Genomic DNA, 24142 nt, shown 5'->3' on the forward strand with positions numbered 1-24142 from the left:
GGCAGGGCTTTCGGCCCCGCGCCGCGTCTACAGCCAGCCGTTGTGAATGAACTCCACGATCGAGTAAAGGCGCGGCTCGAGTTCGTGCTGCCGCACGGCGTCGACGATGCGCGACACGCCGTCCGCGTAAGGCGCCGCGCCGTACACGCGCGACTCGAACTGCAGGCTGCATGCGCCATCCTCGATGCGGATGCGATGGAATGCATGGCGGCCGAGCTGATCGTCGGGAATCTGTAGTGTGTCCCGTTGCTCCGCCGGGTCGCGTACCGAGCGAATGTCGTGCGCCGGTACGCCAAGCGAATGGCCGATGCCGACCGCGGTGCCGGGCACGGACGTCTTGCTCGCCTGGTGCGACTCCGTCACGCTGATGCGGCAATCGCGAAACAGATGACCGCTGGTTTCCAGCATGGTCATGAACTTGAGCATCAGGATGTTCGTGTTCGGACACAGCACGACGGGGAAGCCGTGTGGTCCGGCTTCGAGCGCCGAGCCGGTGGACAGCTCGACAAGCGGCGAACCCGTCGCGCGGCAGAATTCGATCGCGGCAGGCAGCTCGCGGCCCGAGCCGGCGTGCACGACGATCGCTCGCGCATCGCCGGAATCGGCGCCGCGATGTGCGGCCTCTTCGGTCACGGTGCCGGGCCAGCGTGTCACGCGAAAGGTTGCCGGGTCGAGCCGGTGGGAGCCGAGCAGTTCGGTTGCGAGCTTGCCGGTGCCTACGATGAATACTTGCATGGAATGGACGGGTTGAGGTTCGGGGGTCCGATGTGCCGCCTGCGCAGCGCGTGCGACAGACCGTCGACATCGCGGTGGCCATTGCGCCGCGCAGCGGAGCGGGCTCGTGCATTATGCCCGCGCGGCCGCCCGCGTGCGGGCGGGCACGGGTTCGCCGGCGGTGTCGGCGCATCGGCTGTGCGGATTCGTCGTGGCCCGCTCGGGCGCCGCGGTTCGCACGGATGCATGAACGGCGCTGTGCATGTCGACATGCCCGCCGGGTCTGCCCGTGTCGCGGCCGCACCGCGTCCGAACCCAGTATCATCCGGTGCCCACTCGACCCAGGAGAGCATATCGATGGAACATGACCTGAAAGGCAAGACCGTTGCGATCACCGGCGGATTCGGCCATCTCGGCATCGCGACGGCCGCGTGGCTCGGCGCGCGCGGCGCCCGCGTCGCGCTGATCGGCCGCGGCGCGGCACCGGACGCGCACGCACTACCCGGCGTGCCGGCCGATGCGCTGCGCATCGGCGGCATCGATCTGGTCGATCCGCAGGCGGCCGTGCGCGCGCTCGACGCGGTGAATCGCGAATTCGGCGGGGTCGATGCGCTGCTGAACATCGCCGGCGCTTTCGTGTGGCAGACGGTTGCCGACGGCGACGCGGCCACGTGGGACCGCATGTACGAGCTGAACGTGAAGACGGCACTGAACGCGTCGAAGGCCGCGCTGCCGTATCTGGTCGCGAGCCCGGCCGGCCGGATCGTCAACATCGGCGCGGGCGCGGCATTCAAGGCCGGGGCGGGGATGGGCGCGTATGCGGCCGCGAAGGCCGGTGTCGCGCGGCTCACCGAGTCGCTTGCGGCGGAATTGCTCGACCGGGGCGTGACCGTGAACGCGCTGCTGCCGAGCATCATCGACACACCGCCCAACCGCAAGGACATGCCCGATGCGGACTTCTCGCGCTGGGTACGGCCCGAACAGCTCGCGGCGACGATCGGCTTCCTGCTGTCGGCCGACGCACAGGCGATCACCGGTGCGTCGATTCCGGTGAGCGGGCGCGTCGGGTAACGAAGGGCTTGCTGTCCGGCCATGTTCGTCGCGCAGCCTTCCGCAACCGCGCCGATGGAATTTCCACGATCGCCGCGAAGTCGTTCGGCAGATCGGGACGGTACGGCTGTTCGATGTGCACCTCCGTCGTCACGGGACACGACTCGGCGAAGAACGCGGTGCGAATGTCGCCGGCTGCATGAACGTGTCGATGTCGGTCCGATATTGAAAGAGCGACCTCACGTCCTGCACGTGTGCGCCGAGCGCAGCGCGTACGTCCTGAATGTCGGCTAGCGTCTGCCGCGCCTGCGCCTGCTGTCGCCGTGACCGACGACGTGTCGGTCGCGCTCGAGCCACCGTATACTTGGCATTCGACATTCTGTGACCGAAGCCGTGACCAAGCCTGCCCCCGCGGACGCTCCTCCGCTCGCCGACGATCCGCGTCCGACCCCGCCCGTACAACCCGAACTGGAAGACTGCTGCAACAGCGGCTGCTCGCCTTGCGTGTTCGACTTGTACGATGAAGCGCTGGCGCGCTATCGCGTCGAGCTGGCCGAGTGGGAAGCGCGGCACGCGCAGCGCAAGGATCACCGTTGAAATGAACCGGATTCCGGCGAGCGGCCCGCATGTGCCGCTTCGGTTTGGCGGCCGTGCGTGCGCGCCCGGCCGTGCGGCGTCACGCGCCCGCCCGCATCCGCCCGTGCAACGGCCCTAACGCGGCCGACAACGCGACGCATGCGAGCAACACCACCGTCAGCGCGCCCATCGTCGTCCTGAACCCGTGCACGTAATCCAGCGCACCGGGCTGCGCGCCGAGCCGCGCAAAAAACAATCCACCGAGCGTCGCCGCGCCGACTGCCGCGCCGATCTGCAGCATCGCGGTAACCATGCCGGACGCGACGCCGGCGCGCGCCGCATCGACTTCGGCGAGCACGATCCGTACGACCGACGGCAGCGCGAGACCCTGTCCGACGCCGATCGCCGCGATGCCCGCATAAAAGCCCACGCCGGGCGCGTGTGCGCCTGCGAGCGCGGCGGCGGTCGCGACGCCGGCCGCGAGCAGCGCGAAGCCGAGCGTGAGCACGCGATGGCCGCCGAAGCGGCCGACGAGGCGCGGCATCAGCAGCGGGCTCGCGAGGAAGCCGACGCCGAGCGGCAGAATCGCGAGCCCCGACGCAAGCGGCGACCAGTGCAGGCAGCCCTGCAGGTAGATCCCGTAGCTCAGGAAGAACGCACTCAGCATGTAGAACAGGAACGCGAGCGCGAGCCCGAGCGCGACGACCGGGTTGCGCAGCAGCCGCACGTCGAGCAGCGGATCGCGGCCGCCTGCGAGCCTGCGCGCTTCGACTGCCAGCAGCGCGCCGAGCACCGGCAACGCGCCGACGAGACACGCGACCATCCATAGCGGCCAGCCGGCCTCGCGTCCGTGCGTGAGCGGATAGACGAGCATCAGCAGGAACAGCGACAACAGCACGGTGCCCGGCACGTCGATGCGCTGGCCGCGCGGTGGCCGACTCTCCGGGATGAAGCGCCAGCTGCCGAGCAGCGCAAGAATGCCGATCGGCACGTTGACCAGGAAAATCGCACGCCACCCCAGCCCGAACGGATGGAGGCTGATCAGCGCGCCCCCGCCGAGCTGACCGATCACGGCCGCGAGCCCGAACACGAAACCGTAGAAGCCCATCACGCGCACCTGCTCGTGCGGGCTGAATACGCTGCGGATCGTCGCCAGCACCTGCGGTGCGAGGATCGCCGCAAACACGCCTTGCAGTACGCGACCGCCGACCAGCACCGCGCCGCTGCCGGCGAGCCCGCACAGCGCGGACGCGACGACGAAGCCGGCCATCCCGACCATGAACATCCGCTTGCGGCCGTACAGATCGCCGAGACGCCCGCCGGTTATCTGCACGACCGCGTTCGCGCATGCATAGGCCGACACGACGAGCTGCAGCTCGGCCGGCCGCGCGCCGATGCCGTCGCGAATGGCCGGCAGCGCGAGATTCACGATGAAGTAGTCGAGCGGCGGCAGAATGGCGCCGACCAGCAGGACCACGAGCGCCCAGCCGTGATGGCTGCGCGGCGGCGCCGCGGCAGCCGCGCCGGATGCCGCGCAATGGGCGAGAGTGTTGTCGGTCATGAGCGAAGATCCGAAAAATTGAGGGCCGCAATGTACGAGACGCTTCCCGGATCAGGCCGTGACCGCGTCCGGGCGACGGTTGAACCGATATTGTGCGAATTGCCGATGATTCGGAAAAGCGGGAATTGGTGGTAGCATCCATCGGGTTATTAGATGGATGGAGGGCGCTGTGCGCGGTTTCGACCTGGATCAATTACGCACATTCGCGACAGTGGCGGATGCCGGCAGCCTGACGGCAGCCGCGCCGCGGCTGCATTTGTCACAGTCGACCGTCAGCGAGCAGGTGCGCAAGCTCGAGTCGCGGGCCGGCGTGCCGCTGTTCGTGCGCAGCAAGCGCGGCGTGGAACCGACGCCGGCCGGCGCGCGGCTGTTGCAACATGCACGGCGCATCGTGGCGCTGAACGAGGCCGCGTTCGACGAATTGCGCGGCCAGGCGATCAAGGGCGAGTTGCGCGTCGCGATCACCGACTACTACCGCACGCACGAAGTCGCGGGCCTCCTTGCGCGGCTGCGCGAGTGCTACCCGCAACTGAGCCTGCACGTGAGCGCGATGAAGAGCGCGGACATCGAGATTGCGCATGCGCGCGGGCAGATCGATCTCGGCGTCGTGATGAATCTGTCGAGCGGCCCGTTCCGGCCTGCGTCGGCCGATACGCGCTGGGTGCTGCGGCGCGAGCCGCTGTCGTGGGTCGCGTCGCCGGCGATCGCCGAGCAGTTGCCCGAGCCGTTGCCGCTCGTGCTGTTGCCGGACGACTGCATGATGCATCAGATCGCGGTGCGCTCGCTCGACGAACAGCATGCGCCGTACGTGCTGGTGCACAGCGCGTCGGGTGTCGCGGGGCTCCAGTCGATGCTGGCGGCGGGGCTCGGCGTCGGGTGTTTGTGCGCGTCGGCGATCGGCGACGGTCTCGTGCGGCTCGGCGCGAAGTACCGGCTGCCGGCGCTGCCCGACGCGGTGTTTTCGCTGACACCGCCGATGCCGGGCGAGCGCGATACGGTCACGCAGGCGCGCGAGGTGTTGTCGCGGCAGCTGCTGATGTGAAATCGTACCGAGCGCTCGGCACGTTGCCGGGGAACCGGCGGGGGACGATGCGCATGAACGACGAACGGAAGCGCCGGATGGCCGAGCGGCTGCAATACGCGCTCGACCGGTGGCCGACGCGCGCTCGCTGATCCACTTCCCGCGCGTGCTCGCCCATGACCGGCACAACGCGGGCCAGCTCGCTGGCCGACGCGCCGCAGTCGCCGCATGCGAGTTCCGCGCTCGGCCAGGAAAATCGCGCGATCGGCGAGTATGAGGAGGCGATGGTCGACTGGGCCGACGCGCCGGAAGACGCCCTGCATTGCCACGATCAGCTCGACAATCCGTGGCGCCGCATCGCCGACATCCCGTTCGCCGGCAAGCGCTGCGAACAGCGCGCCGCGGCAATTGACGCAAGCGGTGTAGCGAGCGGCCTACTCGGCGGTCCCTTCTGCATACGCGCGCAGCCCGTTCGCCAGCGCATCGAACACGGCCCGGCAACGCGGGCTCGTGCGCAAATCCTCGTGCATGACGATCCAGGTTTCCAGTGCCATCGCCAGTTCGTCCGGCAGCACGCGCACGAGCCGCGCATCGCGTTGCGCGAGCCGGTTCTGGCAGAAGCCGATTCCGTAGCCCGCGCGAATCATCGCGAGATGCGCGAGATTGCTGTCGGTGCGCAACGCGAACGCATCGCGCTTCCAGAACGGCATCCCGCGCGCGGCTGAACGGATGAACGGCGTCACCGTATCGAAACCGATTAGCGCGTGATGCGCGAGTTCGTCGAGCGTTGCAGGCGTGCCGGTGCGCGCGAGATAGTCGTCGCGCGCATGCAGCCCGACGTCGATTGCGCCGACGCGTCGCGCGATGAGCGCTTCCTGCGCCGGCGACGCCATCCGCACCGCGATGTCGGCTTCGCGATTGAGCACGTCCTGAACGCGGTCGGTCGCGACCAGCTCGATTACGACCCCGGGATGGTCGCGCCGCAGCTGCGCGAGTATCGGCGGCAGCACCTCGACTGCGATCACGTCGCTCGCCGAAATCCGCACCGTGCCGCGCACGCCTGCGCCATGGCTCGCGGCCGCGCGCTCGAACGCGGCGGCCGCGCTGCGCAGCGCCTCCGCATGGCCGCGCAGCGCAAGCGCCGCCTCGGTCGGCAGCAGTCCCGACGGCGACCGGGTGAACAGTGTCTGCCCGAACGCGGCTTCGAGCGCCGCGACGTGGCGCCCGGCGGTCGGCTGCGTAATGCCGAGCGCGCGCGCGGCGCCCGACAGCGAGCCTTCGGTGAGTACGGCCAGAAAGGTGCGGTAGCGTTCCCAGCTCAAATCGATGGTCATACATAAATGTATAGCAGATCGATTATGTTCGGCAATTTATGAGTAGGGCGCAAACGGCCAGAATGCGTGCTGACAACGGTCCATTCACGGAGGATTGCAATGACGGCGAACGCAGACGGGACGCAACGACAGGCACTCGTGCTTGGCGCGAGCGGAGGCATTGGCGGCGAGGTCGCGCGTCAATTGCGCGACGCCGGTTGGCAGGTTCGCGCACTCAAACGCGGGCTCGACGCCGACACGGTGGAGCGCGACGGCATCGCCTGGATGCGCGGCGATGCGCTGGACCGCGAAGCGGTGGTCCGCGCGGCGCGCGGCTGCAGCGTGATCGTGCATGCGGTGAACCCGCCCGGCTACCGGAACTGGTCGACGCAGGTGCTGCCGATGCTCGACAACACGATCGCGGCGGCGACGCACGCACAGGCGACTGTCGTGCTGCCCGGGACGATCTACAACTTCGGGCCCGACGCGTTTCCGGTGCTGCACGAAGATGCGCCGCAGCATCCGGTGACGCGCAAGGGCGCGATCCGTGTCGAGATGGAACGGCGGTTGCAGGCGGCGACCGCGCTCGGCGTGCGGACGATCATCGTGCGGGCCGGTGACTTCTTCGGTGCGCACGCGGGCAACAACTGGTTCGGGCAGGGGCTGGTCAAGGCGGGGCGGCCCGTCGCGGCCATCAGCGTGCCGGGGCGGCCGGGCATCGGCCACCAATGGGCGTACCTGCCGGACGTCGCGCGTACGATGGTCGCGCTGGTCGAGCGGCGCGCGACGCTGGAACCGTTCGCGCGTTTCCATTTCGGCGGCCACTGGGACGCGGACGGCACGCAGATGGCACAAGCCGTGCGCCGCGTCGCGCAGCGGCACGGGATGCAGCCGGCGGTGCGGCGGTTTCCGTGGTGGCTCGTGTGGGCGGCCGCGCCGTTCGTCACGACGATGCGCGAGATGCTCGAAATGCGCTATCTGTGGCGTGAGCCGCTGCGCATGGACAACGCGCGCTTGACGGCGGAGCTGGGGCGCGAGCCGCTGACGCCGCTCGACGCGGCGGTCGAGACGACGCTGGCCGGGCTCGGCTGCTTGCCGTGACGGCGGCCGTCGCGTCGGACGGCGAAGATGCGCCGCAGGCGCGGGCGCGCCACATTCCGCCGATCGCCGGACGAGCGCCAGCGTGCGTCATGCCACGACGGGCAGCACGTCGACTGCATACCGGTGCCGCAGGCTGCGGCCGAGCACCGGATCGTGCAATTCCATCTCGAACGCATCACCGTCGTCCATCGTCGCGATCGCGCCGTGCACGGCAACCGTGCCGCCGAACATCGCGCAGCGTGCGGGCATCGTGCGCCGGTCGTCGAAGCGCTGCCACAGCGCTTCGGGAGCCAGCAATGCGCTGACTGCGCCGTGCTGGTAAGCGATGCGCTCGCCGTCGCGTTTGACGAGCCACGAACGCATTTCCAGCGCGTCCCAGTGATCGGCGACATCCGCATGGCGCCACGCGTCGCGGCCGAGCGGCTTCGCGCATACCTGTTTCGATACAGCGACGCCGTAGGCCTCGACTTCCCGATCCGTATGATCGGAGCCGACCGTGACCAGCGTGCCGATCGAGCTGTCGATCGACACGCATTCGATCTCGCCGCCCGAGCGCGCGCCGAGCACGCCGATCGACGCCGCCTGACTGAGCAGCGCGGACGACACGCGATAAAAGCACGGTGTGGTCGATGGCGGCGCGACACCGAGCGCCGCGAGTTCGTCGATGTGTGCGCGGATCGCCGCCGGGTCGCGACCGGCCCAGCCGGCGATCACGACGCGTTCGATGTCGACGTCGACGGCGGCCGGCGCGTCGTGCACGAGCATCACGTTGAACGACAGGGTTTGCATGCAGGTATCCGTTTGAAGTGCGAATGAATGAGGAGCGGCTGCCGCAACGCTCAATCGGCGAGCGGCCGATGTGCGGTCTCGCGCGCTGCGAGCAGTGCGATCGACGTCACGACGAGTGCGGCGGTCACGTACAGCGACACGGCCGTCGTCGTTCCGGTCTGGCGGAACAGCGCCGCGATCACGAGCGGCGCGAACCCGCCGCCAACGATGCCGGCGAGCGTGTACGCCAGCGACGAACCTGCGTAACGCACACGCGTCGGAAACTGTTCAGTGACGAACGCGCCTTGCGGGCCGTACATTACTGCATGGATCACCAGGCCGATCGCAACCGCTGCGACGATCGCCGCCGGCCGCGCGGAATCGAGCAGCACGAAGAACACGAACGCCCATACGATTCCCGCGATCGCGCCGGCGAGGTAGACGGGGCGGCGCCCCAGGCGGTCCGACAGCGCGCCGAAGAACGGCACGGCGAGCGCGTTGCATGCGGTGCCGATCATCACGGCGGTCAGCGCGACGGGGCGCGACAGGTGCAACACGGTCGTCACGTAGGTCAGCGTAAACACGACGATCAGCGCGTACAGCACGTCGGAGCCGATTCGCGAGCCGCCGGCGATCAGCAGGCGCCGCCAGTGGGACTTCAGCACTTCGGCGACGGGCACGTCGGCGGTCGCATGCGATTCGGCGAGCTGCTCGAACTGCGGCGTTTCATCGACGCCGCGCCGCACCCAGAAGCCGAACGCGACGAGCAGCGCGCTCGCCGCGAACGGCACGCGCCAGCCCCACGACAGGAAGTCGCCGGGCGTGGTGGACAGCGTCACGAGCGCGATGCAGCCGGTGCCGAGCAGCGTGCCGAACGACGGGCCGATCTGCGTCCATGATGCGGACAAGCCGCGCCGCTTCTGGTCGCCGTGCTCGACCGACAGCAGGACCGCGCCGGCCCATTCGCCGCCGAGCGCGACACCCTGCACGAAGCGCAGCGCGACGAGCAGGATCGGGCTCAGGATGCCGGCCTGCGCATAGGTTGGCAACACGCCCATCAGCGCGGTCGTCACGCCCATCAGCACGAGCGTGAGCATCAGCACCGCGCGCCGGCCGATGCGATCGCCGAGGTTGCCGAACACGAAACCGCCGAGCGGACGCGACACGTAGCCGACCGCATACGTCGAAAACGCGAGAATCGTGCCCGCCAGCGGATCGACCGACGGAAAGAACAGATGGTTGAAGACGAGTGCCGCGAGCGTGTTGTAGATCGTGAAGTCGTACCACTCGAGCGACGTGCCGATCATGCTCGCGGTCGCGAGTCGGCTGTTGCGGACGCGGCGGGGCGCGTGGGCGGCGGGCTGGGCGAGAGTGCTCATGGTATCGGGCATGTCGTGAAGGGATGACGGGATGACGGACGGCGCCTGAGCGGCTGGGTGCCCGGCGCCATGCGCCGGGCGCAGCGTTGCCGATGTGGGCGCGCGGCAGCGTCGGGTTCCGGTTCAGCCGGGGAGGTCTGCCGCGGCCGCGGCTTCCGCTTCGGCGTCGCGACGTGCAGCCGGCAGCGGCGCGGCGGCGCGCCACAGCAGATCGAACGTGCGCACGTCGCCGTGGCCGGCGATTGCTGCGGCGACGCGGCGCGTGGCCGCGGCGTCGCTGCCTTCGATCAGCACGAGCGCATCGGCGTCCGGACGCGTGGCCGCATCGGCGCCGATCGGCGCGGACAGTTCCGGCACGGTACGGAACAATCGCGTCGCATGGATGCCGGGTTCGCGCAGCGCCACGTCGAAGCGTTCACGCAGGTGCGGCACGTCGATGCGCTCCGGCGGCACCACGAACAGCGCGAGATGGATGCCTTCGCCGTCGCCGGCCTCGAGCGTCAGGTCGCCGACGCGCCGCTGCGTGCCCGTCATCCGTTCGAAGTTCGCGAGCGACCACGCGGTCTGCTGCGTGAACGCGCGCCGGTACGCGTCGCTGCGGAACACGTCGAGCGTCTCCGTCACGTACAGCGCGAGATATTTGCGCGGGCCGCCGTCGGTTGCGCGAAACCGCCGCGCATGCGTGAAGCCGGGAATCGCGACACGCTCCTGCATATGCTCGCGATCGTACCAAGCATTGAAATCGGCTTCGTGTGCGGGATCGATGTCCGTCCAGACGCAGAGCTGGCCGTGCGGAAGGGAAGGGCGGGTCATTGCGGGTTCCTTGCGACGCGGTGTGTCAGGAACTGCAGTGTCCCGAAGACGGGGCGCGCCCGTCCAACAAGAAAACAAATTCGCGGTGAACAGGTTTTCTTATGAGCGGCGCGGACGGCGTTTCGCAGCGGCGGCGGGCGGTGCGGATGCGGGCGCGCGCTTTGCCGCCGCGGCCACGGTGCCGGCCTTTGCGTTGGTGTTGGCCGCCGTGCGGGCACGCGTGTCGCTGATGACGCCGGCATCGGCCGTTACCACCGCCGACGGTTTCACTTGTCCCGCCGCGGCCGGCATTGCGCGCGCCACTTCGCTCGCCAGCTCCGCGATGCGCGCGGCGACCGGCAGCCCTTGCGTGCGATACGACGCGACGAGTGGCAGCGCAGGGAATTCCGGTTCGACGTCGAGCAGTTCGAGCGTGCCTTCGTGCAACTCGCGGCCGATGATCGCGGGCGGCAGTGCGGCCACGCCGAAGCCGTCGGCGACGAGCCGGATCATCGCGGCGACCGACGTGATGCAGTTGATGCTGGCCGGCCGCTCGACGGCCGCGAACAGCCGCTCGATCGTCGCATGCGGCCCCGAATGGCGCGAGAAGCTGATGATCGGATATGCGGCGAGCTGCGCGACGCCGAGCCGTTTGCCGCCGAGCCCGACGCGCGGGCTCGCGACCCAGCGCACCGGGAATTCGCACAGCGGCAGATTGGTGAAGTCGGGGCCCGGCACAGGATCGGTCTGCAGGATCAGGTCGACGCCGTCGGTACTCATCAGGCGGATCAGGTGCAGCGTGGTGTCGCTCGTGATCTCGACGTCGAGGCGCGGATAGCGCTCGCGCAGTTGCGCCATCAGCGCCGGAAACCAGCTGTGCACGATCGATTCGATCACGCCGATCCGGATCAGGCCCGCGTCGCTTGCCGCGTCGATATCGCGCCGCATCTCGCTGTCGAGCCGCACGATCCGTTCCGCGTACGCGAGCATGCGCCGCCCCGCGGGCGTGAGCGTGGCCGAGCGCGTGTTGCGGTCGAACAGCCGCACGTCGAACGCCTCTTCCAGCGACGCGATGCGGCTCGACACGGCCGCCTGCGTCGTGTGCAGTTTCTCGGCGGTGAGACGGAAGTTTTCCAGCTTCGCGAGCCAGACGAAGGTTTCCAGGAACCGGATGTTCATCGAAGTCCGAACGGTGAGGCCGTGCCGCGCTGCGGCGGGATCGGTCGATGTTAGCGGATTTCGGGCGCGGGACAGTAGCGAAGCGCGCACCCGCTCACGCGCGGGCGAACCGCCGACGGGCAGGATGCCGCCCGCCGAACGTCGCGCGTTCATGCGCCATGACGCAGCGTGCGGATAGGTGCGGTTGCCGGCATCACAGCTTGTCGAACGCGAGCGTCGGCACGTCGACGACCGTCGCGCCGCCGTCGGCGACGAGCGTCGCGCCGCTGACGAACGACGCGTCGGGCGACGCGAGGAACGCGCACACGGCCGCGATCTCGTCCGGATCGGCCGCGCGCCGCAGCGGCACGTCGGCACTGACGCGTGCATAGGCCGCATCGAGCGTATCGCCGTATGCGGACATCAGCGGCGCCATTTCCGCATCGGCCATCGGCGTGCGGACCCACCCGGGGCACACCGCGTTCGCGCGCACGCCGTGCGGTCCGTAGTCGCGGGCGAGCGAACGTGCGAGGCCGAGCAACGCGTGCTTGCCGACCGTATAGCCGCACACGCCGGGACCGGCCGCGAGCGCGGCGATCGACGCGACCAGCACGATGCTGCCGCGCTGCGCGATCAGGTCAGGCAAGCACGCGCGTGCACTGGCGAATGCGGTGTCGAGATTCGCATGGATCGCATCGCGCCATTGCGCGTCCCCGGTTTCGCCGGCGCGGCCGAGACCGTGGCCGCCCGCGCAGGCGATCAGCGAATCGATGGGGCCGAATCGCGCGGCAATCTCCGGCAGGAAACGCGCCCAGTCGGCCGCGTTCGCGGCGTCGCCGGCGAGCGCCAGCCCGCCGAGTTCGGCGGCGAGCGCGTCCAGCGGCGCCCGGCGCCGGCCGAGCAGCACGACGCGGTCGCCGCGGGCCGCGAAGCGGCGTGCGCACGCGGCGCCGATACCGGTGCCTGCGCCGGTGATCGCGATCGTACGAGGGCGAGGGTGCGTCATGTCGTTCTCCGGAAGGGACGTTTCCGGTCACTCTAGGCGGTGCCCGCGCACGCCGGTATCCGCCGAACGGATGAATGCGATGCGGCATTTTGCAAAGGCTGACGATGTTCTGCGCCGAATCGCTCTATCCTCCGTATTTTTGCGATAAGTCGCAAAAGCCCGGCAAAATAGGCGCGGGCGAGCCCGCGCATCGACGTACGGCGCGCCGGCCCCGGCCAATTCCGTCGTGCAAGCGGAGCGGCCGGCGCTGCGATCGGCGCATGCCGCGCGAGCGTGCGCGGTGCGGATCGATCGCATTGGCCGATGATGAACGTCGCGGCGACGGGTCGCCCGGCTGCGCATCGCGCGGCCGGACCATCGACGAGAACAGGGAGGGGCCGGCAATGAGGCTGGACGACGAGAGAGAAAGCATGAACGTCGAGGATCGCCGCGGCGGCGGCGGCTTCGGCGGCGGGCGCGCGACCATCGGCATCGGCACGATCGTGGTCGCGCTCGCTGCATCGTATTTCTTCGGGATCGACCCGCGCGTCGTGCTCGAAGGCGCATCGGCGCTGCAAGGGCGGCAGCAGCAGGCGCAAACCGCGCCGACGCAACGCCAGGGCGCGCAGGCGAACGATCCCGGCGCGGTGTTCACGCGCAAGGTGCTCGGCAACATCGAGCGGACGTGGTCGGGCGTGTTCAACACGCAGCTGCACGCGCAGTACGAGCCGCCGAAGCTCGTGATGTTCACGAACTCGACGCCGACCGCGTGCGGCACCGGCCAGACCGCAATGGGGCCGTTTTACTGTCCGGCCGACCGCAAGGTGTATATCGATCTCGGCTTCTACGACGAGCTGCGCAAGCGATTCGGCGCGGGTGGCGATTTCGCGCAGGCGTATGTGATCGCGCATGAAGTCGGCCATCACGTGCAGAACCTGCTCGGCATTTCCGACAAGGTCGACGCCGCGCGCCGGCGTTCGAGCGAAGCGCGCTCGAACGCGCTGTCGGTGCGGATGGAGCTGCAGGCCGACTGCCTGGCCGGCGTATGGGCGAACAACGCGCAACGTGCAAACCAGCATCTGATGGAGCCCGGCGATTTCGAGCAGGGGCTGAAGGCGGCCGCCGCGATCGGCGACGACCGGCTGCAGCAGCAAGGTCAGGGCTATGTCGTGCCGGAGAGTTTCACGCACGGCTCGAGTGAGCAGCGCGTGTACTGGCTGCGGCGCGGGATGGAGTCGGGTGAGGTCAGCGCGTGCGACACGTTCGCCGCGAACGCGCACTGATACGAGCGCGAATCTGGATCCAGACCGGCCGCGCCGTGCGCGCACGCTGCTGCGCCGTCAGCGCGATAGCGCGGGCCGGCCGCGACCCGCGCCCCGCCATCCCGAGACGAATTGCCGATTCGTGCTCACCGGTCAATTGCGGCGCCCGGTAGGCTGGCCCGAACTCAGACGCGTGCGGCCGCCGGCCGCTCCAGCCATGCAGATCCCGCTCCCGATCCCACCCGTTACTGCCGCCGGCGACTGCGCCGACTGGCCGCGCGCGCTGCGTGCATGCGTCGCTGCGTTCGACGCGTTCGCGAGCCCGTCCGCGATCGTGTTCTACCGGCTCGACCTGAGCGGCGAGCCCGCCGATTTCGAGCTGTTCGGAATGCCGGAGTCAATGCATCGCACTTACCTCGCGCGTTACCGGATGCTCGATCCGCTGCATCCGTCGCGTTGCGCGGCGGCCGAGCCCGCGGTCGTGACGCTCGCGTCCCAATTGCCTGACGAAAGACGCGACGCGTCCGCGTACTGGACCCGTTTCCTGCGGCGACACGACGTGGCCGACGTCGTCGAAGTCTGGCTGCGCGACGACGCGCGCCGCACGGTCGGCGCGTTTTCGCTATTGCGCTTCGGCACCGGCGACGCAGATGGCAACAGCCCGGCTGGCCGTTTCGCGCCGCCCGAGATCGATGCGCTCGCGCGGCTGCAGCCGGTCGCCGAAGCCGCGCTGGCGCCGCTGCTGCGCGCGCGGCGCGGCATTCACCGGATCGGCTGCGAGGAGCGGCTGACGTATCGCGAGGAACAGATCGCACGCCTGGTGCGCGACGGCCGCTCGAACAAGGCGATCGCACGAGATCTCGCGCTCGGCCAGACGACGATCAAGACGCACCTGATGCGCATGTACCGCAAGCTCGGTGTGTCGAACCGCACCGAACTGGTCGGCGCATTGTTCCTGTAATTTCCCGCGCACCGCGCACCGCGCACCGCGCACCGCGCACCCCGCACCCCGCACCCCGCACCCCGCACCCCGCACCCCGCACCCCGCACCCCGCACCCCGCACCCCGCACGCTCACGTCCACCTCGTGCCGCATTGTTAGTCCGACGATGACTCGGAGCCCATGCGCCGCCGTGCCTGCGTCAGTGTCATCCACATGTCGAGTGCGTGTCGGTTGCCGATGCGCTGCCAATTTGCGCTCACCGGGCGCGTGACCGCGTCGATACAGTGGTCCGAAAACCGCGTGCCGAAGCGCATGCGGCCCGCCACGACAACTATCGGGACGCCCATGACCACCACGAACCACGTCGCCGTGAGCGACACCGTGCGCACCTTCCTCGCACGTGACTTCGGCCTTTTCATCGACGGTCGAATGCAGCCAGCCCATGCGGCCGCGCGCGTTGACGTGTACGACCCGGCGACGGCCGAGCGTCTCGCGACGGTTCCGGATGCCGACGCGGAAGACGTCGGCCGCGCGGTCGCGAGTGCGAAGCACGCATTCGACACGCGCGTGTGGAGCGGGCTGCGCCCTGCGGACCGCGAGCGCATCCTGCTGAAGCTCGCCGACCTGATCGAAGCCGACGCCGAAACGCTCGCGCAACTCGAAACGCTGAATCAGGGCAAGTCGATCCACGTGTCGCGCGCGATCGAAGTCGGCGCGACCGTCGAATACGTGCGCTACATGGCCGGCTGGGCCACGAAGATCACCGGCCAGACGCTCGACGTGTCGATCCCGTTCCCGCCCGGCACGCGCTACACGGCCTATACGCGCAAGGAACCCGTCGGCGTGGTCGCGGCGATCGTGCCGTGGAATTTCCCGCTGATGATCGCCGTGTGGAAACTGATTCCGGCGCTCGCGGCCGGCTGCACGATCGTGCTCAAGCCGTCGCCGGAAACGCCGCTGACCGCGCTGCGCGTCGCCGAACTCGCACGCGAAGCCGGCGTGCCGCCCGGCGTGTTCAACGTCGTCACCGGCGGCCGCGTCTGCGGCGCAGCATTGTCGAGTCACCCGGCGGTCGCGAAGATCTCATTCACCGGTTCGACCTCGACCGGCAAGCTGGTCGGCGCGGCGGCCGTGCAGAACATGACGCGCTTCTCGCTCGAACTCGGCGGCAAGAACCCGATCGTGATGCTCGACGACGTCGACGTCGCACAGGCGCTCGACGGCGTCGCCGCCGGTGCGTTCTTCAATCAGGGCCAGGTGTGCGCGGCCGCGTCGCGCATCTACGTGCACCGCAGCCGGTTCGCGCAGCTCGCGGACGGCCTCGCGGGCGTCGCGCGGTCGATGAAGCTCGGCGCGGGCCTCGACACGACCGCGCAGATCAACCCGCTCGTCTCCGCGCACCATCGCGACAAGGTGCGCCAGCACATCGAAGGCGCGCGCCGCGCGGGTCTCACGTTCCTGGCGGGCGGCACGCCCGTCGACGATCTGCCCGGCTACTACGTGCGGCCGGCCGTGATCGCCGATCCGCCGCCGGACAGCGCGATCGTGCGCGACGAAGTGTTCGGCCCCGTGATCGTCGTCGTGCCGTTCGACGATGCGGCCGACGCGGTGCGTCTCGCGAACGCGTCGCCGTACGGGCTCGCCGCGAGCATCTGGAGCAACGACCTGAAGCGCGTGATGAACCTCGTTCCGCAGATCGAGGCCGGCACCGTATGGGTGAACTGCCACGTTCCGCTCGACCCGTCGATGCCGTTCGGCGGCTACAAGCAATCGGGCATCGGTCGGGAGTTCGGCCAATACGCGATCGAAGGCTTCACCGAAACCAAATCCGTCTGCATCGCGCACTGACGCGCGGGCGGATCCAGGCGCCGCAAAAAACCGCGAAAAGCCGCAAACACCGCACAAACCGATCCGAAAAGTGGAGATTGCAATGAGCTATAACGAAGCGAAGTTCTGGCACCCGATGCTGCATCCGAACGAAATGAAACAGCGCAAGCCGATCCGCATCGTGCGCGGCGACGGCTGCTACGTGTTCGACGAAACCGGCAAGCAGCTGGTCGACGGCGTCGCAGGGCTGTGGAACGTGAACGTCGGGCACAACCGGCAGGAAGTGAAGGACGCGATCGTGCGCCAGCTCGACGAGCTCGAATACTTTCAGCTGTTCGACGGCATCTCGCATCCGCGCGCGGAAGAGCTGTCGAAGAAGCTGGTCGACATGATGGAGCCGGAAGGGATGCGCCGGGTGCTGTACAGCTCGGGCGGCTCGGATTCGATCGAAACCGCGTTGAAAATTGCGCGCCAGTACTGGAAGGTTCGCGGCCAGGCCGACCGCACGAAATTCATCTCGCTGAAGCAGGGTTATCACGGCACGCACTTCGGCGGCGCGTCGGTGAACGGCAACACGGTGTTCCGCCGCAACTACGAGCCGAACCTGCCGGGCTGCTTCCATGTCGAGACGCCGTGGCTGTATCGCAATCCGTTCACGCAGGATCCCGAGGAACTCGGCCGGATCTGTGCGGAAATGCTGGAGCGCGAGATCCAGTTCCAGAGCCCCGACACGGTCGCCGCGTTCATCGCCGAGCCGGTGCAGGGCGCAGGCGGCGTGATCGTGCCGCCGGCCAATTACTGGCCGCTCGTGCGCGAGGTGTGCGACCGCTACGGCGTGCTGCTGATCGCCGACGAGGTCGTGACGGGCTTCGGCCGCAGCGGCAGCCTGTTCGGCAGCCGCGGTTGGGGCGTGCGCCCGGACATCATGTGTCTCGCGAAGGGGATCTCGTCCGGCTACGTGCCGCTCGGCGCGACGGCCGTGAACGCGCGGATCGAGGATGCATTCGCCGCGAACGCGGATTTCGGCGGCGCGATCATGCACGGCTACACGTATGCAGGGCATCCGGTTGCGTGCGCGGCCGCGATCGCGAGCCTCGACATCGTCGTGAACGAGGATCTGCCGGCGAACGCGGCGAAGCAGGGTGCGTATCTGCTCGAAGCGCTGCGGTCGTTCCCGGAGCGCTTCGAGGCGGTGGGCGAGGTGCGCGGCAAGGGACTGATGCTCGCGCTCGACCTCGTTGCGAACAAGCAGACGCGCGAGCCGATCGATCCGCTGTCCGGCTATGCAAACGCGGTCGCCGAAGTCGCGCGCGAACACGGCGTGCTGGTGCGCCCGGTTGGCACGAAAATCATCCTGTCGCCGCCGCTCGTGATCCAGCGCGAGCAGCTCGACCGGATCGTCGATGCACTTGCCGCGGGCTTCAACGCCGTGCCGTTTGCATGACGGCGTGAGCGTGTGACGACGAACCGGCGGTGGAGGGCGGGATAACCCGCTGCCCACTGCCGGTTTGCCGATTTGCGCTATGACGGGCTTATTTTGCCTGCGTATTTTTTCGACTTCGGAGCAGGATTGGACCGGGCGGGGCCGGATGGTGAAGCGCGGAAGCGCCGGCCCCGGCCGATCGTGAAGCATGGAGCCGGAGCGGCGCCGCAGCGGCGGCGCCGGCCGATACTGGAAGGAGACGAGGATGTCGGGATGGTCTGGATTGACCGGCGCCGCGGGCGATACGCCCGCCGGCGGGCCGGCTGAAGCGGGCGGCGGCGCGGTGCTGAAGGCGGGCGCGGTCGGTTTTCCGACGGCGCTCGCCAGCGCGGTGGGCCTGATCATGGCGAGCCCGGTGATTCTCACCGCGACGTCGGGTTTCGGGATGGGCGGCTGGGCGTTCGCGGTCGCGATGATCATCGCGTTCGTGATGATGCAGGCGCAGGCGACGACGTTCTCCGAAGCCGCAGCGATGCTGCCGACGGCCGGCTCGGTTTACGATTACCTGTCGTGCGGGCTCGGCCGCTTCTGGGCGATCACCGGCACGATTTCCGCGTACTTCCTCGTGCACGTGTTCGCCGGCACCGCGGAGACGATCCTGAGCGGGATCATGGCGCTCGTGAACTTCGAGTCGCTGAACGCCGCGTTCGAGAAGCACAACAGCGCGTGGCTCGTCGGCGTCGGCCTCGTGGTCACGTTCGCGATTACCAACATCATCGGCATCAAGGTGTTCAGCAAACTCGAGGTCGTACTGACCGCCGGCATGTGGCTGTCGCTGATGATCTTCGGGATTCTCGGCCTCGCGGCCGCGCCGGCCGTGCATCTCGACGGCTGGTTCGGCGGATCGGAAATCGGCACGTCGGCGCCGGCCGTGTTGTCGCTGGTCGGGATGGCGATGTTCATGTTCGTCGGCTGCGAGTTCGTCACGCCGCTCGCGCCTGAAATGAAAGCGCCGGGGCGCACGATTCCGCGCGCGATGGCGATCGGCCTCGTTGGCGTCGCGGTCTGCATGTTCCTGTACGGCGCGGCGATCCGTCGCCAGGTCGCGAACGTGCCGGTGAGCCCGGACGGCCTCACGCACCTGCTCGACACGCCGGGCGCGATTCCCGCGTTCGCGCTGCAGGTGCTCGGGCCGTTCGGGCGGATCTGGTTCGGCATCGCGTTCCTGTGCGCAGGCGCCGCGACGATCAACACGCTGATGGCCGGACTGCCGCGCATCCTGTACGGGATGGCGATCGACGGCGCGCTGCCGCGCTGCTTCGCGTATCTGCATCCGCGCTTCAAGACGCCGGTGGTTGGCATCGTCGCATCGGCGATCGTGCCGATCTTCCATGCATGGCTGATCAACGGCAATCTCGACAGCATCCTGCACCTTGTGCTCGCCGCGACCTGCGCGTGGGGTACCGCTTACCTCCTCGTCACCGCGTCGGTCGTGATGCTGCGGATCCGCCGGCCGGACCTGCCGCGTCCGTATCGATCGCCGTGGTTCCCGCTGCCGCAGATCGTGTCCAGCGTCGGCATCGTGCTCGCGATCTGGTATATCACGCCGCCCGGCATGAACGCACGCGACATCTACGTGCCGTTCGGCGCGATGCTCGGGCTAACCGCGCTGTATGCGCTGTTCTGGACGCTCGTCGTGCAGCGTCGGCATCCGTTCAAGCCGGTGCCGGTCGAGGAAGTGCTGCGCAACGAGCACGTCGCATCGTGAAGGCCGTGCTCGCGTGGTGGCGCGCGTCGCCCGATGCGCGGCCGCCCGGTTACCGGCCGGGCACGGTCGTCGCGCGCGTGCTGACCGACCTGCGCGCGGTGCGCGGTTCGAATGGCGGCGCGGGCGCAACGGCAACCGCCGTTGCTGCCCGGCTGCCGAATGGCGTGCACGTGAACATCGCGGAGCGCGCCGATCGCCAGTTTCTGATGCATACCGTCAGCGTGCAGGTATCGGCGGCGGCGCGCGGTCCGGCCGGACACGGCCACGCGCGCATCGTGCAGACCGGCTGGCTGCGGCGCACCGGAATCGCCGCCACGCCGCTGCCCGGCTGCGACCCCGCGTTCGTGCGCGCCGTGTCGGCAATCGTCGCGCAGCCGGCAGTAATCGATGCGTTGCGCCCGCTGCACGTGACCGGCTGCACCATCGCCGCGTGCGACGGCCGATGGACGCTCGACGTTGCGCCGTTCGGCGGCAGCGAGGTCGTGAACCGGATGCCGTCGTTTCGCCGCTACGTGCGGCTCACCGGCGAGCAGGCCGCCGCGCTGTCGGCCGCGTGTGCGGCATTCGAAACTGCGCTGCGCGGAATTTTGCGGGGGTAAGCTGTGACGCTGCGCGCTGCGCAACGTGGATTCAGGGTTTTACCGGAGATGCCGATGCTGTTCCAGTCACGCTCACACGAAGACGTGCACGACCACGGGCTCGCGATCGCGGGCTGGCATCAGGTCTACCGCCAGATGACGCCGGGCCGGTTCAAGGGCACCGTCACGCAGGTGCTGTACGACGATTTCCATTTCTTTCGCGAGACGACCAATCGGCGCGTCGCGCAAACCGGCCTCGCGCCGCACGCGCGCACGTCGCTCGCGGTGCCGTTGTCGGTGCCGCTCGCCGGCACGTTCCAGGGGCAGCCGGTCGACGGCTATGCGCTGCTCGCGTTGCGCGCCGGCGAGGATTTCGAATTCCATACGCCTGAAGGAATGGGACTCGTGGGGATCAGCGCCGCGTCCGACATGATCGACGAACTGTGCGAGGCCGAATTCGGCGCGGCCGGCGCGCGCAAGCTGCGGCACGTGACGCGGCTGTCGGACGCGCAGGGCGTCGCGCTCGGCGCGCGGCTGTCGTCGCTGATCGACGACGCGCAGCGCAACCCCGGCTGCCTCGAATACGCGGCCACCCGCAAGATGTTCCGCGATGCGATGCTCGGCATGTTCCTCGATGCGCTCGAGCAGGGCATTGGCGTCGAGCGCCGCGACATCACGCATGCTACGTACAGCGATATCGTCAGCCGTTGCGAGAAGCACTTGCGCGATCGGCCCGAGGAGCCCGTCACCGTGCTCGAGCTGTGCCGCGCGCTGCGTTGCAGCCGCCGCACGTTGCAGACGAGCTTCCAGCGCGTCGCCGACGTCACGCCGGTTGGCTATCTGCGCACGATCCGGCTGAACGCGGTACGGCGCCTGCTGCGCACGACGTCCGCGCAGCAGCTTGGCGTCGGCGAGGCCGCCGCGAGCTGGGGCTTCACGCATCTCGGCTATTTCGCGCGCGAGTATCGCGACCTGTTCGGCGAACTGCCGTCGCAAACCTTGCGACCCGAATGACGCCGTCGTGCCGCGACGGCGCCGCCCGGCGCCGTCACCAATCAATCGCCGCTTCACCGTTTGCTGATTTGGGATAGGGGTCCGAAATTTTCGCTGGATAAAGTCCCGTCACCCATATCGGCAACCCATCGGTCTGTAGTGCAAACCGATGACAACAGAGGGGCGGGACATGACGATCGGACGACGACTGGCCGCGACTGCGGCGGCGCTGGGCTGCATGCACGCACACGCGCAGACCGCCGGCAGCGTGACGCTGTACGGCACGGTGGACACCGGCATCATCTATTCGACGAACCAGCAGTTCACGCGCGCCGACGGCAGCACGGGCGGCGGCCATGCGTGGCAGATGGGCGGCGGCAACCTCGTGCCGTCGCGCTTCGGGTTCCAGGGTGCCGAGCCGCTCGGCGGCGGGCTCGATGCGGTGTTTACGCTGGAGCAACAGTTCCTTTCCGCAAACGGGCAGGCGCTGCAGGGCGGCTCCGCGTTCAGCCGGCAGGCGTGGGTCGGGCTGCGCCAGGACGGGATCGGCACGCTCGGGCTCGGCCGGCAGTACGACTCGTATACGGACATGCTCGGCACTTACGTGTCGAGCAACAACTGGTCGACCCCGTACGGATCGCATCTCGGCGACGTCGACAACCTGAACGCCGCATTCAACTTCAACAACGCGGTGAAGTTCACCAGCGCCGACTTCAACGGCCTGACGTTCGGCGGCACGTTCAGCTTCGGCGGCCAGGCCGGCGATTTTTCCGCAAAGCGCGGCTATGCGGTCGCCGCGACCTACGCGCGCGCGCCGGTCGCGTTCTCCGTCGGTTATCTCGACCTGCATCAGCCGCTCGATGCGGCGCTCGGCGGCGCGAACGGCTATATCGGCGACTTCGCGTGCAGCAACGCGGGCGCGATGTACTGCCTGCTGCAGGACGCCGGCTCGATGCGCGCATTCGGCGCGGGCGGCTCGGTCACACTCGGTGCCGCGACGGCCGCGCTCACTTACACGCACACGCGCGTCGATGACAGCCGCTATTTCTCGACCGGCGCGCAGCCGCACACGCAGGCGTTCACGTTCGATATCGGCGAGCTGAACGTCACGTACATGTTCACGCCCGCGCTGCAGGGCGGTGTCGCGTACATCTTCAACGCCGCGCACACCGACGGCCGCGGCACGACGCGCTTTCATCAGGTGAACGTCGGCACGAACTACAGCCTGTCGAAGCGCACCGCGCTGTACGCGGTCGCGATCGGCCAGATCGCGAGCGGCCGGGGGCTCGGCGCCGACGCGAACGGCAACGCGGTGAACTACGCGCAGATCCCCGTGCTCGCGAACAGCAATTCGAGTCGGCAGCTCGCGGTAATGGCCGGCATTCGTGTGAACTTTTGACGCCGGGTGCGGGCGGCGGCACGTGGGTCGCGTGCCGCCGCGCTGCACCCGCGTTGAGCGGCCGGCCCGTGCGTTCGATGGAAGTCGATGCTTGAAAAAAACATCCGGATGCCCGACCGAATGGGCGTGAATCCGCCGAACGCGCGCGTCGGTTTGACGAGCTTGCGGCTTGCCACAATACCTTCACGGTCTGCATGAACAATGGCGACGCTTCAGCATTGCACACGTGTGCAATGCACGACCGTTGCCTTCCATACGCCGACCGGGAGAGACCACATGACCCTGCTGAGCCGCCTGCGCGCGCTGTCCGCCGCCGTTGCGCTGTCCGTTGTCGCCACGCACGCCTGCGCGGCGGATCTCGTCATCGCAGGCCGCGACGACATCTACGGCAAAGGGCTCGCCGACGCCGTCGCCGGTTTCACCAGGCTGCATCCGGGCACCGACATCGAGCTGCTGAAGCTGCCGAACGCGAACCTGTACCAGAAGCTGAAGCTGTCGATGCGCGAAGGCACCGGCACGTACGACCTCGTGATGATGGACGACACGTGGGCGCCTGAATTCATCGGCAACGGCTGGCTGAAGCCGTTGCCCGCATCGCTGGCCGATGCCGATCTCGTGCCGTCGGCGCTCGCGCTCGGCCGGAATGCGGCGGGCGTACTGTACGCGCTGCCGATCGTCGGCAACGTCGAGATGTTCGCGTACCGGAAGGATCTGCTCGCGAAGTACAAGCTGCAACCGCCGCGCAACTGGGACGACGTGCTGAAGATCGCGCAGACCGTCGGCGGCGCGGACAAGAGCGTGTCGGGCGTCGTGTTCCGCGGCACCAAGGGCAACCCGGTCGTGACCGGCTTCCTGCCGATCCTGTGGGCGTATGGCGGCGATGTGTTCGACCGTGCCGGCAACGTGACGATCGATTCGCGCGAGTCGCAAGCTGCGCTGAAAACCTTCGTTGCGCTGAAGGCCTCGGCACCGAAGGACGTCGACGTGTATGGCGCCGCCGAAGTGCGCGACGCACTGCAGCGCGGCACCGCCGCGCAATCGATCGAAGTGTGGCCCGCATGGATTCCGGCGCTGGACGACCCGAAGCAGTCGCGCGTGGTCGGGCAGATCGCACTGCAGCCGCCGCCAGGACAGACGGCGGGTCCGGCGCCGATGCTCGGCATCTGGCAAATGGGCGTTCCGAAGGATGCGCCGCACGCGAAGCTCGCGCAGGAATTTCTCGCATACCTGAGCGCGCGCGACACGCAAACACGTCTTGCGGGAATCGGCATTCCGCCGACGCGCCGCAGTGTGTTCAACGATCCGGCGCTGGTGCGTCAGTACCGCTGGTATCCCGATCAGCTGAAGGCGCTCGAAGCCGGTCGCGCGCGGCCGCGCGTGAAGGACTGGCAGCAGGTCGAAAGCATTCTCGGCGACCAGTTGCAGCTCGCGCTGACCGGTCAGGCGGCTCCCGACGCCGCGCTGCATCAGGCGCAGCAGAAGATCGCGCAGGCAATGGCAACGGCCGCCAAATGACGGCCCGCCGTCACGCA

General features: G+C 68.6%; 21 protein-coding genes. 13 read left to right on the forward strand and 8 right to left on the reverse strand.

Annotated elements, in window-relative coordinates; genetic code table 11:
* Window positions 1-27: 27 nt before the first annotated feature.
* On the reverse strand, window positions 28-735 hold the full coding sequence (locus tag KDW55_RS25310) for a dihydrodipicolinate reductase C-terminal domain-containing protein (RefSeq protein ID WP_040140349.1): 708 nt from the start codon (window positions 733-735) through the stop codon (window positions 28-30).
* A gap of 336 nt (window positions 736-1071) precedes the next feature.
* Here KDW55_RS25310 and KDW55_RS25315 point away from each other — a divergent pair, with 336 nt between their 5' ends.
* Together KDW55_RS25315 and KDW55_RS25320 are read left to right on the forward strand one after the other, a co-directional pair.
* Window positions 1072-1785: an SDR family NAD(P)-dependent oxidoreductase gene (locus KDW55_RS25315; RefSeq protein WP_059548740.1), complete on the forward strand. Its 714-nt coding sequence runs from the start codon at window positions 1072-1074 to the stop codon at window positions 1783-1785.
* A gap of 360 nt (window positions 1786-2145) precedes the next feature.
* Window positions 2146-2361 carry an oxidoreductase-like domain-containing protein gene (locus KDW55_RS25320; protein WP_226209414.1) on the forward strand — a complete coding sequence of 72 codons (216 nt, stop codon included), beginning with the start codon at window positions 2146-2148 and terminating at the stop codon, window positions 2359-2361.
* Window positions 2362-2440: 79 nt separating this feature from the next.
* On the opposite strand, the gene KDW55_RS25325 is transcribed toward KDW55_RS25320, so the two are convergent.
* On the reverse strand, window positions 2441-3901 hold the full coding sequence (locus KDW55_RS25325; RefSeq protein ID WP_212198073.1) for an MFS transporter: 1461 nt from the start codon (window positions 3899-3901) through the stop codon (window positions 2441-2443).
* A gap of 169 nt (window positions 3902-4070) precedes the next feature.
* Here KDW55_RS25325 and KDW55_RS25330 point away from each other — a divergent pair, with 169 nt between their 5' ends.
* Window positions 4071-4943, forward strand: a complete 873-nt coding sequence (locus KDW55_RS25330) for a LysR family transcriptional regulator (RefSeq protein WP_212198074.1) — start codon at window positions 4071-4073, stop codon at window positions 4941-4943.
* A gap of 413 nt (window positions 4944-5356) precedes the next feature.
* On the opposite strand, the gene KDW55_RS25335 is transcribed toward KDW55_RS25330, so the two are convergent.
* The gene (locus KDW55_RS25335) at window positions 5357-6256 is read right to left on the reverse strand and encodes a LysR family transcriptional regulator (protein WP_059548737.1); all 900 of its coding nucleotides are present in this window, start codon (window positions 6254-6256) and stop codon (window positions 5357-5359) included.
* A gap of 99 nt (window positions 6257-6355) precedes the next feature.
* Between KDW55_RS25335 and KDW55_RS25340 the strand changes: the two genes are divergently transcribed.
* Window positions 6356-7336 carry an NAD-dependent epimerase/dehydratase family protein gene (locus KDW55_RS25340; RefSeq protein WP_212198075.1) on the forward strand — a complete coding sequence of 327 codons (981 nt, stop codon included), beginning with the start codon at window positions 6356-6358 and terminating at the stop codon, window positions 7334-7336.
* A gap of 87 nt (window positions 7337-7423) precedes the next feature.
* Here the strand turns inward: KDW55_RS25340 and KDW55_RS25345 are convergent, their stop codons facing one another.
* The 5 genes from KDW55_RS25345 to KDW55_RS25365 form a co-directional block, all read right to left on the reverse strand.
* Window positions 7424-8125 (reverse strand): DUF2848 domain-containing protein, encoded by a 702-nt coding sequence (locus KDW55_RS25345; RefSeq protein WP_040140340.1) that lies wholly within the window; start codon window positions 8123-8125, stop codon window positions 7424-7426.
* Between the two features lie 50 nt (window positions 8126-8175).
* Window positions 8176-9495 (reverse strand): MFS transporter, encoded by a 1320-nt coding sequence (locus tag KDW55_RS25350; protein ID WP_212198076.1) that lies wholly within the window; start codon window positions 9493-9495, stop codon window positions 8176-8178.
* A gap of 111 nt (window positions 9496-9606) precedes the next feature.
* Window positions 9607-10296, reverse strand: coding sequence for a DUF4286 family protein (locus KDW55_RS25355; protein WP_059548733.1), 690 nt, complete (start codon window positions 10294-10296; stop codon window positions 9607-9609).
* 99 nt (window positions 10297-10395) lie between these two features.
* Window positions 10396-11454, reverse strand: a complete 1059-nt coding sequence (locus KDW55_RS25360) for a LysR family transcriptional regulator (protein ID WP_212148069.1) — start codon at window positions 11452-11454, stop codon at window positions 10396-10398.
* A 193-nt stretch (window positions 11455-11647) separates the two neighbouring features.
* Window positions 11648-12439, reverse strand: coding sequence for an SDR family oxidoreductase (locus tag KDW55_RS25365; RefSeq protein ID WP_059548730.1), 792 nt, complete (start codon window positions 12437-12439; stop codon window positions 11648-11650).
* 383 nt (window positions 12440-12822) lie between these two features.
* Between KDW55_RS25365 and KDW55_RS25370 the strand changes: the two genes are divergently transcribed.
* From KDW55_RS25370 to KDW55_RS25410, 9 genes are all read left to right on the forward strand, one after another.
* Window positions 12823-13701, forward strand: a complete 879-nt coding sequence (locus KDW55_RS25370; RefSeq protein ID WP_040141207.1) for a neutral zinc metallopeptidase — start codon at window positions 12823-12825, stop codon at window positions 13699-13701.
* 196 nt (window positions 13702-13897) lie between these two features.
* On the forward strand, window positions 13898-14641 hold the full coding sequence (locus tag KDW55_RS25375; RefSeq protein WP_212198077.1) for a LuxR C-terminal-related transcriptional regulator: 744 nt from the start codon (window positions 13898-13900) through the stop codon (window positions 14639-14641).
* Window positions 14642-14967: 326 nt separating this feature from the next.
* Window positions 14968-16470: an aldehyde dehydrogenase family protein gene (locus KDW55_RS25380; RefSeq protein ID WP_212198078.1), complete on the forward strand. Its 1503-nt coding sequence runs from the start codon at window positions 14968-14970 to the stop codon at window positions 16468-16470.
* A gap of 82 nt (window positions 16471-16552) precedes the next feature.
* Window positions 16553-17893, forward strand: coding sequence for an aspartate aminotransferase family protein (locus tag KDW55_RS25385; protein WP_212161354.1), 1341 nt, complete (start codon window positions 16553-16555; stop codon window positions 17891-17893).
* 244 nt (window positions 17894-18137) lie between these two features.
* Entirely contained in the window at window positions 18138-19640 is a 1503-nt protein-coding gene (locus KDW55_RS25390; protein WP_059548752.1) for an APC family permease, read from the forward strand.
* Window positions 19637-20239, forward strand: a complete 603-nt coding sequence (locus KDW55_RS25395; protein WP_212198079.1) for a DUF3156 family protein — start codon at window positions 19637-19639, stop codon at window positions 20237-20239. The genes KDW55_RS25390 and KDW55_RS25395 overlap by 4 nt, the downstream gene beginning before the upstream one ends.
* Before the next feature lie 54 nt (window positions 20240-20293).
* Complete coding sequence (locus tag KDW55_RS25400; protein WP_040141204.1) at window positions 20294-21232, forward strand: helix-turn-helix domain-containing protein; 939 nt, start codon at window positions 20294-20296, stop codon at window positions 21230-21232.
* A gap of 169 nt (window positions 21233-21401) precedes the next feature.
* Entirely contained in the window at window positions 21402-22610 is a 1209-nt protein-coding gene (locus KDW55_RS25405) for a porin (protein ID WP_212161352.1), read from the forward strand.
* A gap of 276 nt (window positions 22611-22886) precedes the next feature.
* Window positions 22887-24125 (forward strand): ABC transporter substrate-binding protein, encoded by a 1239-nt coding sequence (locus KDW55_RS25410; protein ID WP_212161351.1) that lies wholly within the window; start codon window positions 22887-22889, stop codon window positions 24123-24125.
* Window positions 24126-24142 lie beyond the last annotated feature (17 nt).

The sequence above is a fragment of the Burkholderia sp. AU19243 genome (assembly GCF_018148075.1).
GTDB lineage: Bacteria > Pseudomonadota > Gammaproteobacteria > Burkholderiales > Burkholderiaceae > Burkholderia > Burkholderia latens_A.

Excerpts from the sequence above, each read along its gene's own strand:
- KDW55_RS25315 (WP_059548740.1), top strand. The coding sequence starts at position 1,072 with ATGGAACATGACCTGAAAGGCAAGACCGTTGCGATCACCGGCGGATTC.
- KDW55_RS25375 (WP_212198077.1), top strand. The coding sequence starts at position 13,898 with ATGCAGATCCCGCTCCCGATCCCACCCGTTACTGCCGCCGGCGACTGC.
- KDW55_RS25365 (WP_059548730.1), bottom strand. The coding sequence starts at position 12,439 with ATGACGCACCCTCGCCCTCGTACGATCGCGATCACCGGCGCAGGCACC.
- KDW55_RS25380 (WP_212198078.1), top strand. The coding sequence starts at position 14,968 with ATGACCACCACGAACCACGTCGCCGTGAGCGACACCGTGCGCACCTTC.
- KDW55_RS25360 (WP_212148069.1), bottom strand. The coding sequence starts at position 11,454 with ATGAACATCCGGTTCCTGGAAACCTTCGTCTGGCTCGCGAAGCTGGAA.
- KDW55_RS25345 (WP_040140340.1), bottom strand. The coding sequence starts at position 8,125 with ATGCAAACCCTGTCGTTCAACGTGATGCTCGTGCACGACGCGCCGGCC.
- KDW55_RS25410 (WP_212161351.1), top strand. The coding sequence starts at position 22,887 with ATGACCCTGCTGAGCCGCCTGCGCGCGCTGTCCGCCGCCGTTGCGCTG.
- KDW55_RS25310 (WP_040140349.1), bottom strand. The coding sequence starts at position 735 with ATGCAAGTATTCATCGTAGGCACCGGCAAGCTCGCAACCGAACTGCTC.
- KDW55_RS25325 (WP_212198073.1), bottom strand. The coding sequence starts at position 3,901 with ATGACCGACAACACTCTCGCCCATTGCGCGGCATCCGGCGCGGCTGCC.
- KDW55_RS25385 (WP_212161354.1), top strand. The coding sequence starts at position 16,553 with ATGAGCTATAACGAAGCGAAGTTCTGGCACCCGATGCTGCATCCGAAC.
- KDW55_RS25355 (WP_059548733.1), bottom strand. The coding sequence starts at position 10,296 with ATGACCCGCCCTTCCCTTCCGCACGGCCAGCTCTGCGTCTGGACGGAC.
- KDW55_RS25400 (WP_040141204.1), top strand. The coding sequence starts at position 20,294 with ATGCTGTTCCAGTCACGCTCACACGAAGACGTGCACGACCACGGGCTC.
- KDW55_RS25350 (WP_212198076.1), bottom strand. The coding sequence starts at position 9,495 with ATGCCCGATACCATGAGCACTCTCGCCCAGCCCGCCGCCCACGCGCCC.
- KDW55_RS25340 (WP_212198075.1), top strand. The coding sequence starts at position 6,356 with ATGACGGCGAACGCAGACGGGACGCAACGACAGGCACTCGTGCTTGGC.
- KDW55_RS25335 (WP_059548737.1), bottom strand. The coding sequence starts at position 6,256 with ATGACCATCGATTTGAGCTGGGAACGCTACCGCACCTTTCTGGCCGTA.
- KDW55_RS25370 (WP_040141207.1), top strand. The coding sequence starts at position 12,823 with ATGAGGCTGGACGACGAGAGAGAAAGCATGAACGTCGAGGATCGCCGC.
- KDW55_RS25405 (WP_212161352.1), top strand. The coding sequence starts at position 21,402 with ATGACGATCGGACGACGACTGGCCGCGACTGCGGCGGCGCTGGGCTGC.
- KDW55_RS25390 (WP_059548752.1), top strand. The coding sequence starts at position 18,138 with ATGTCGGGATGGTCTGGATTGACCGGCGCCGCGGGCGATACGCCCGCC.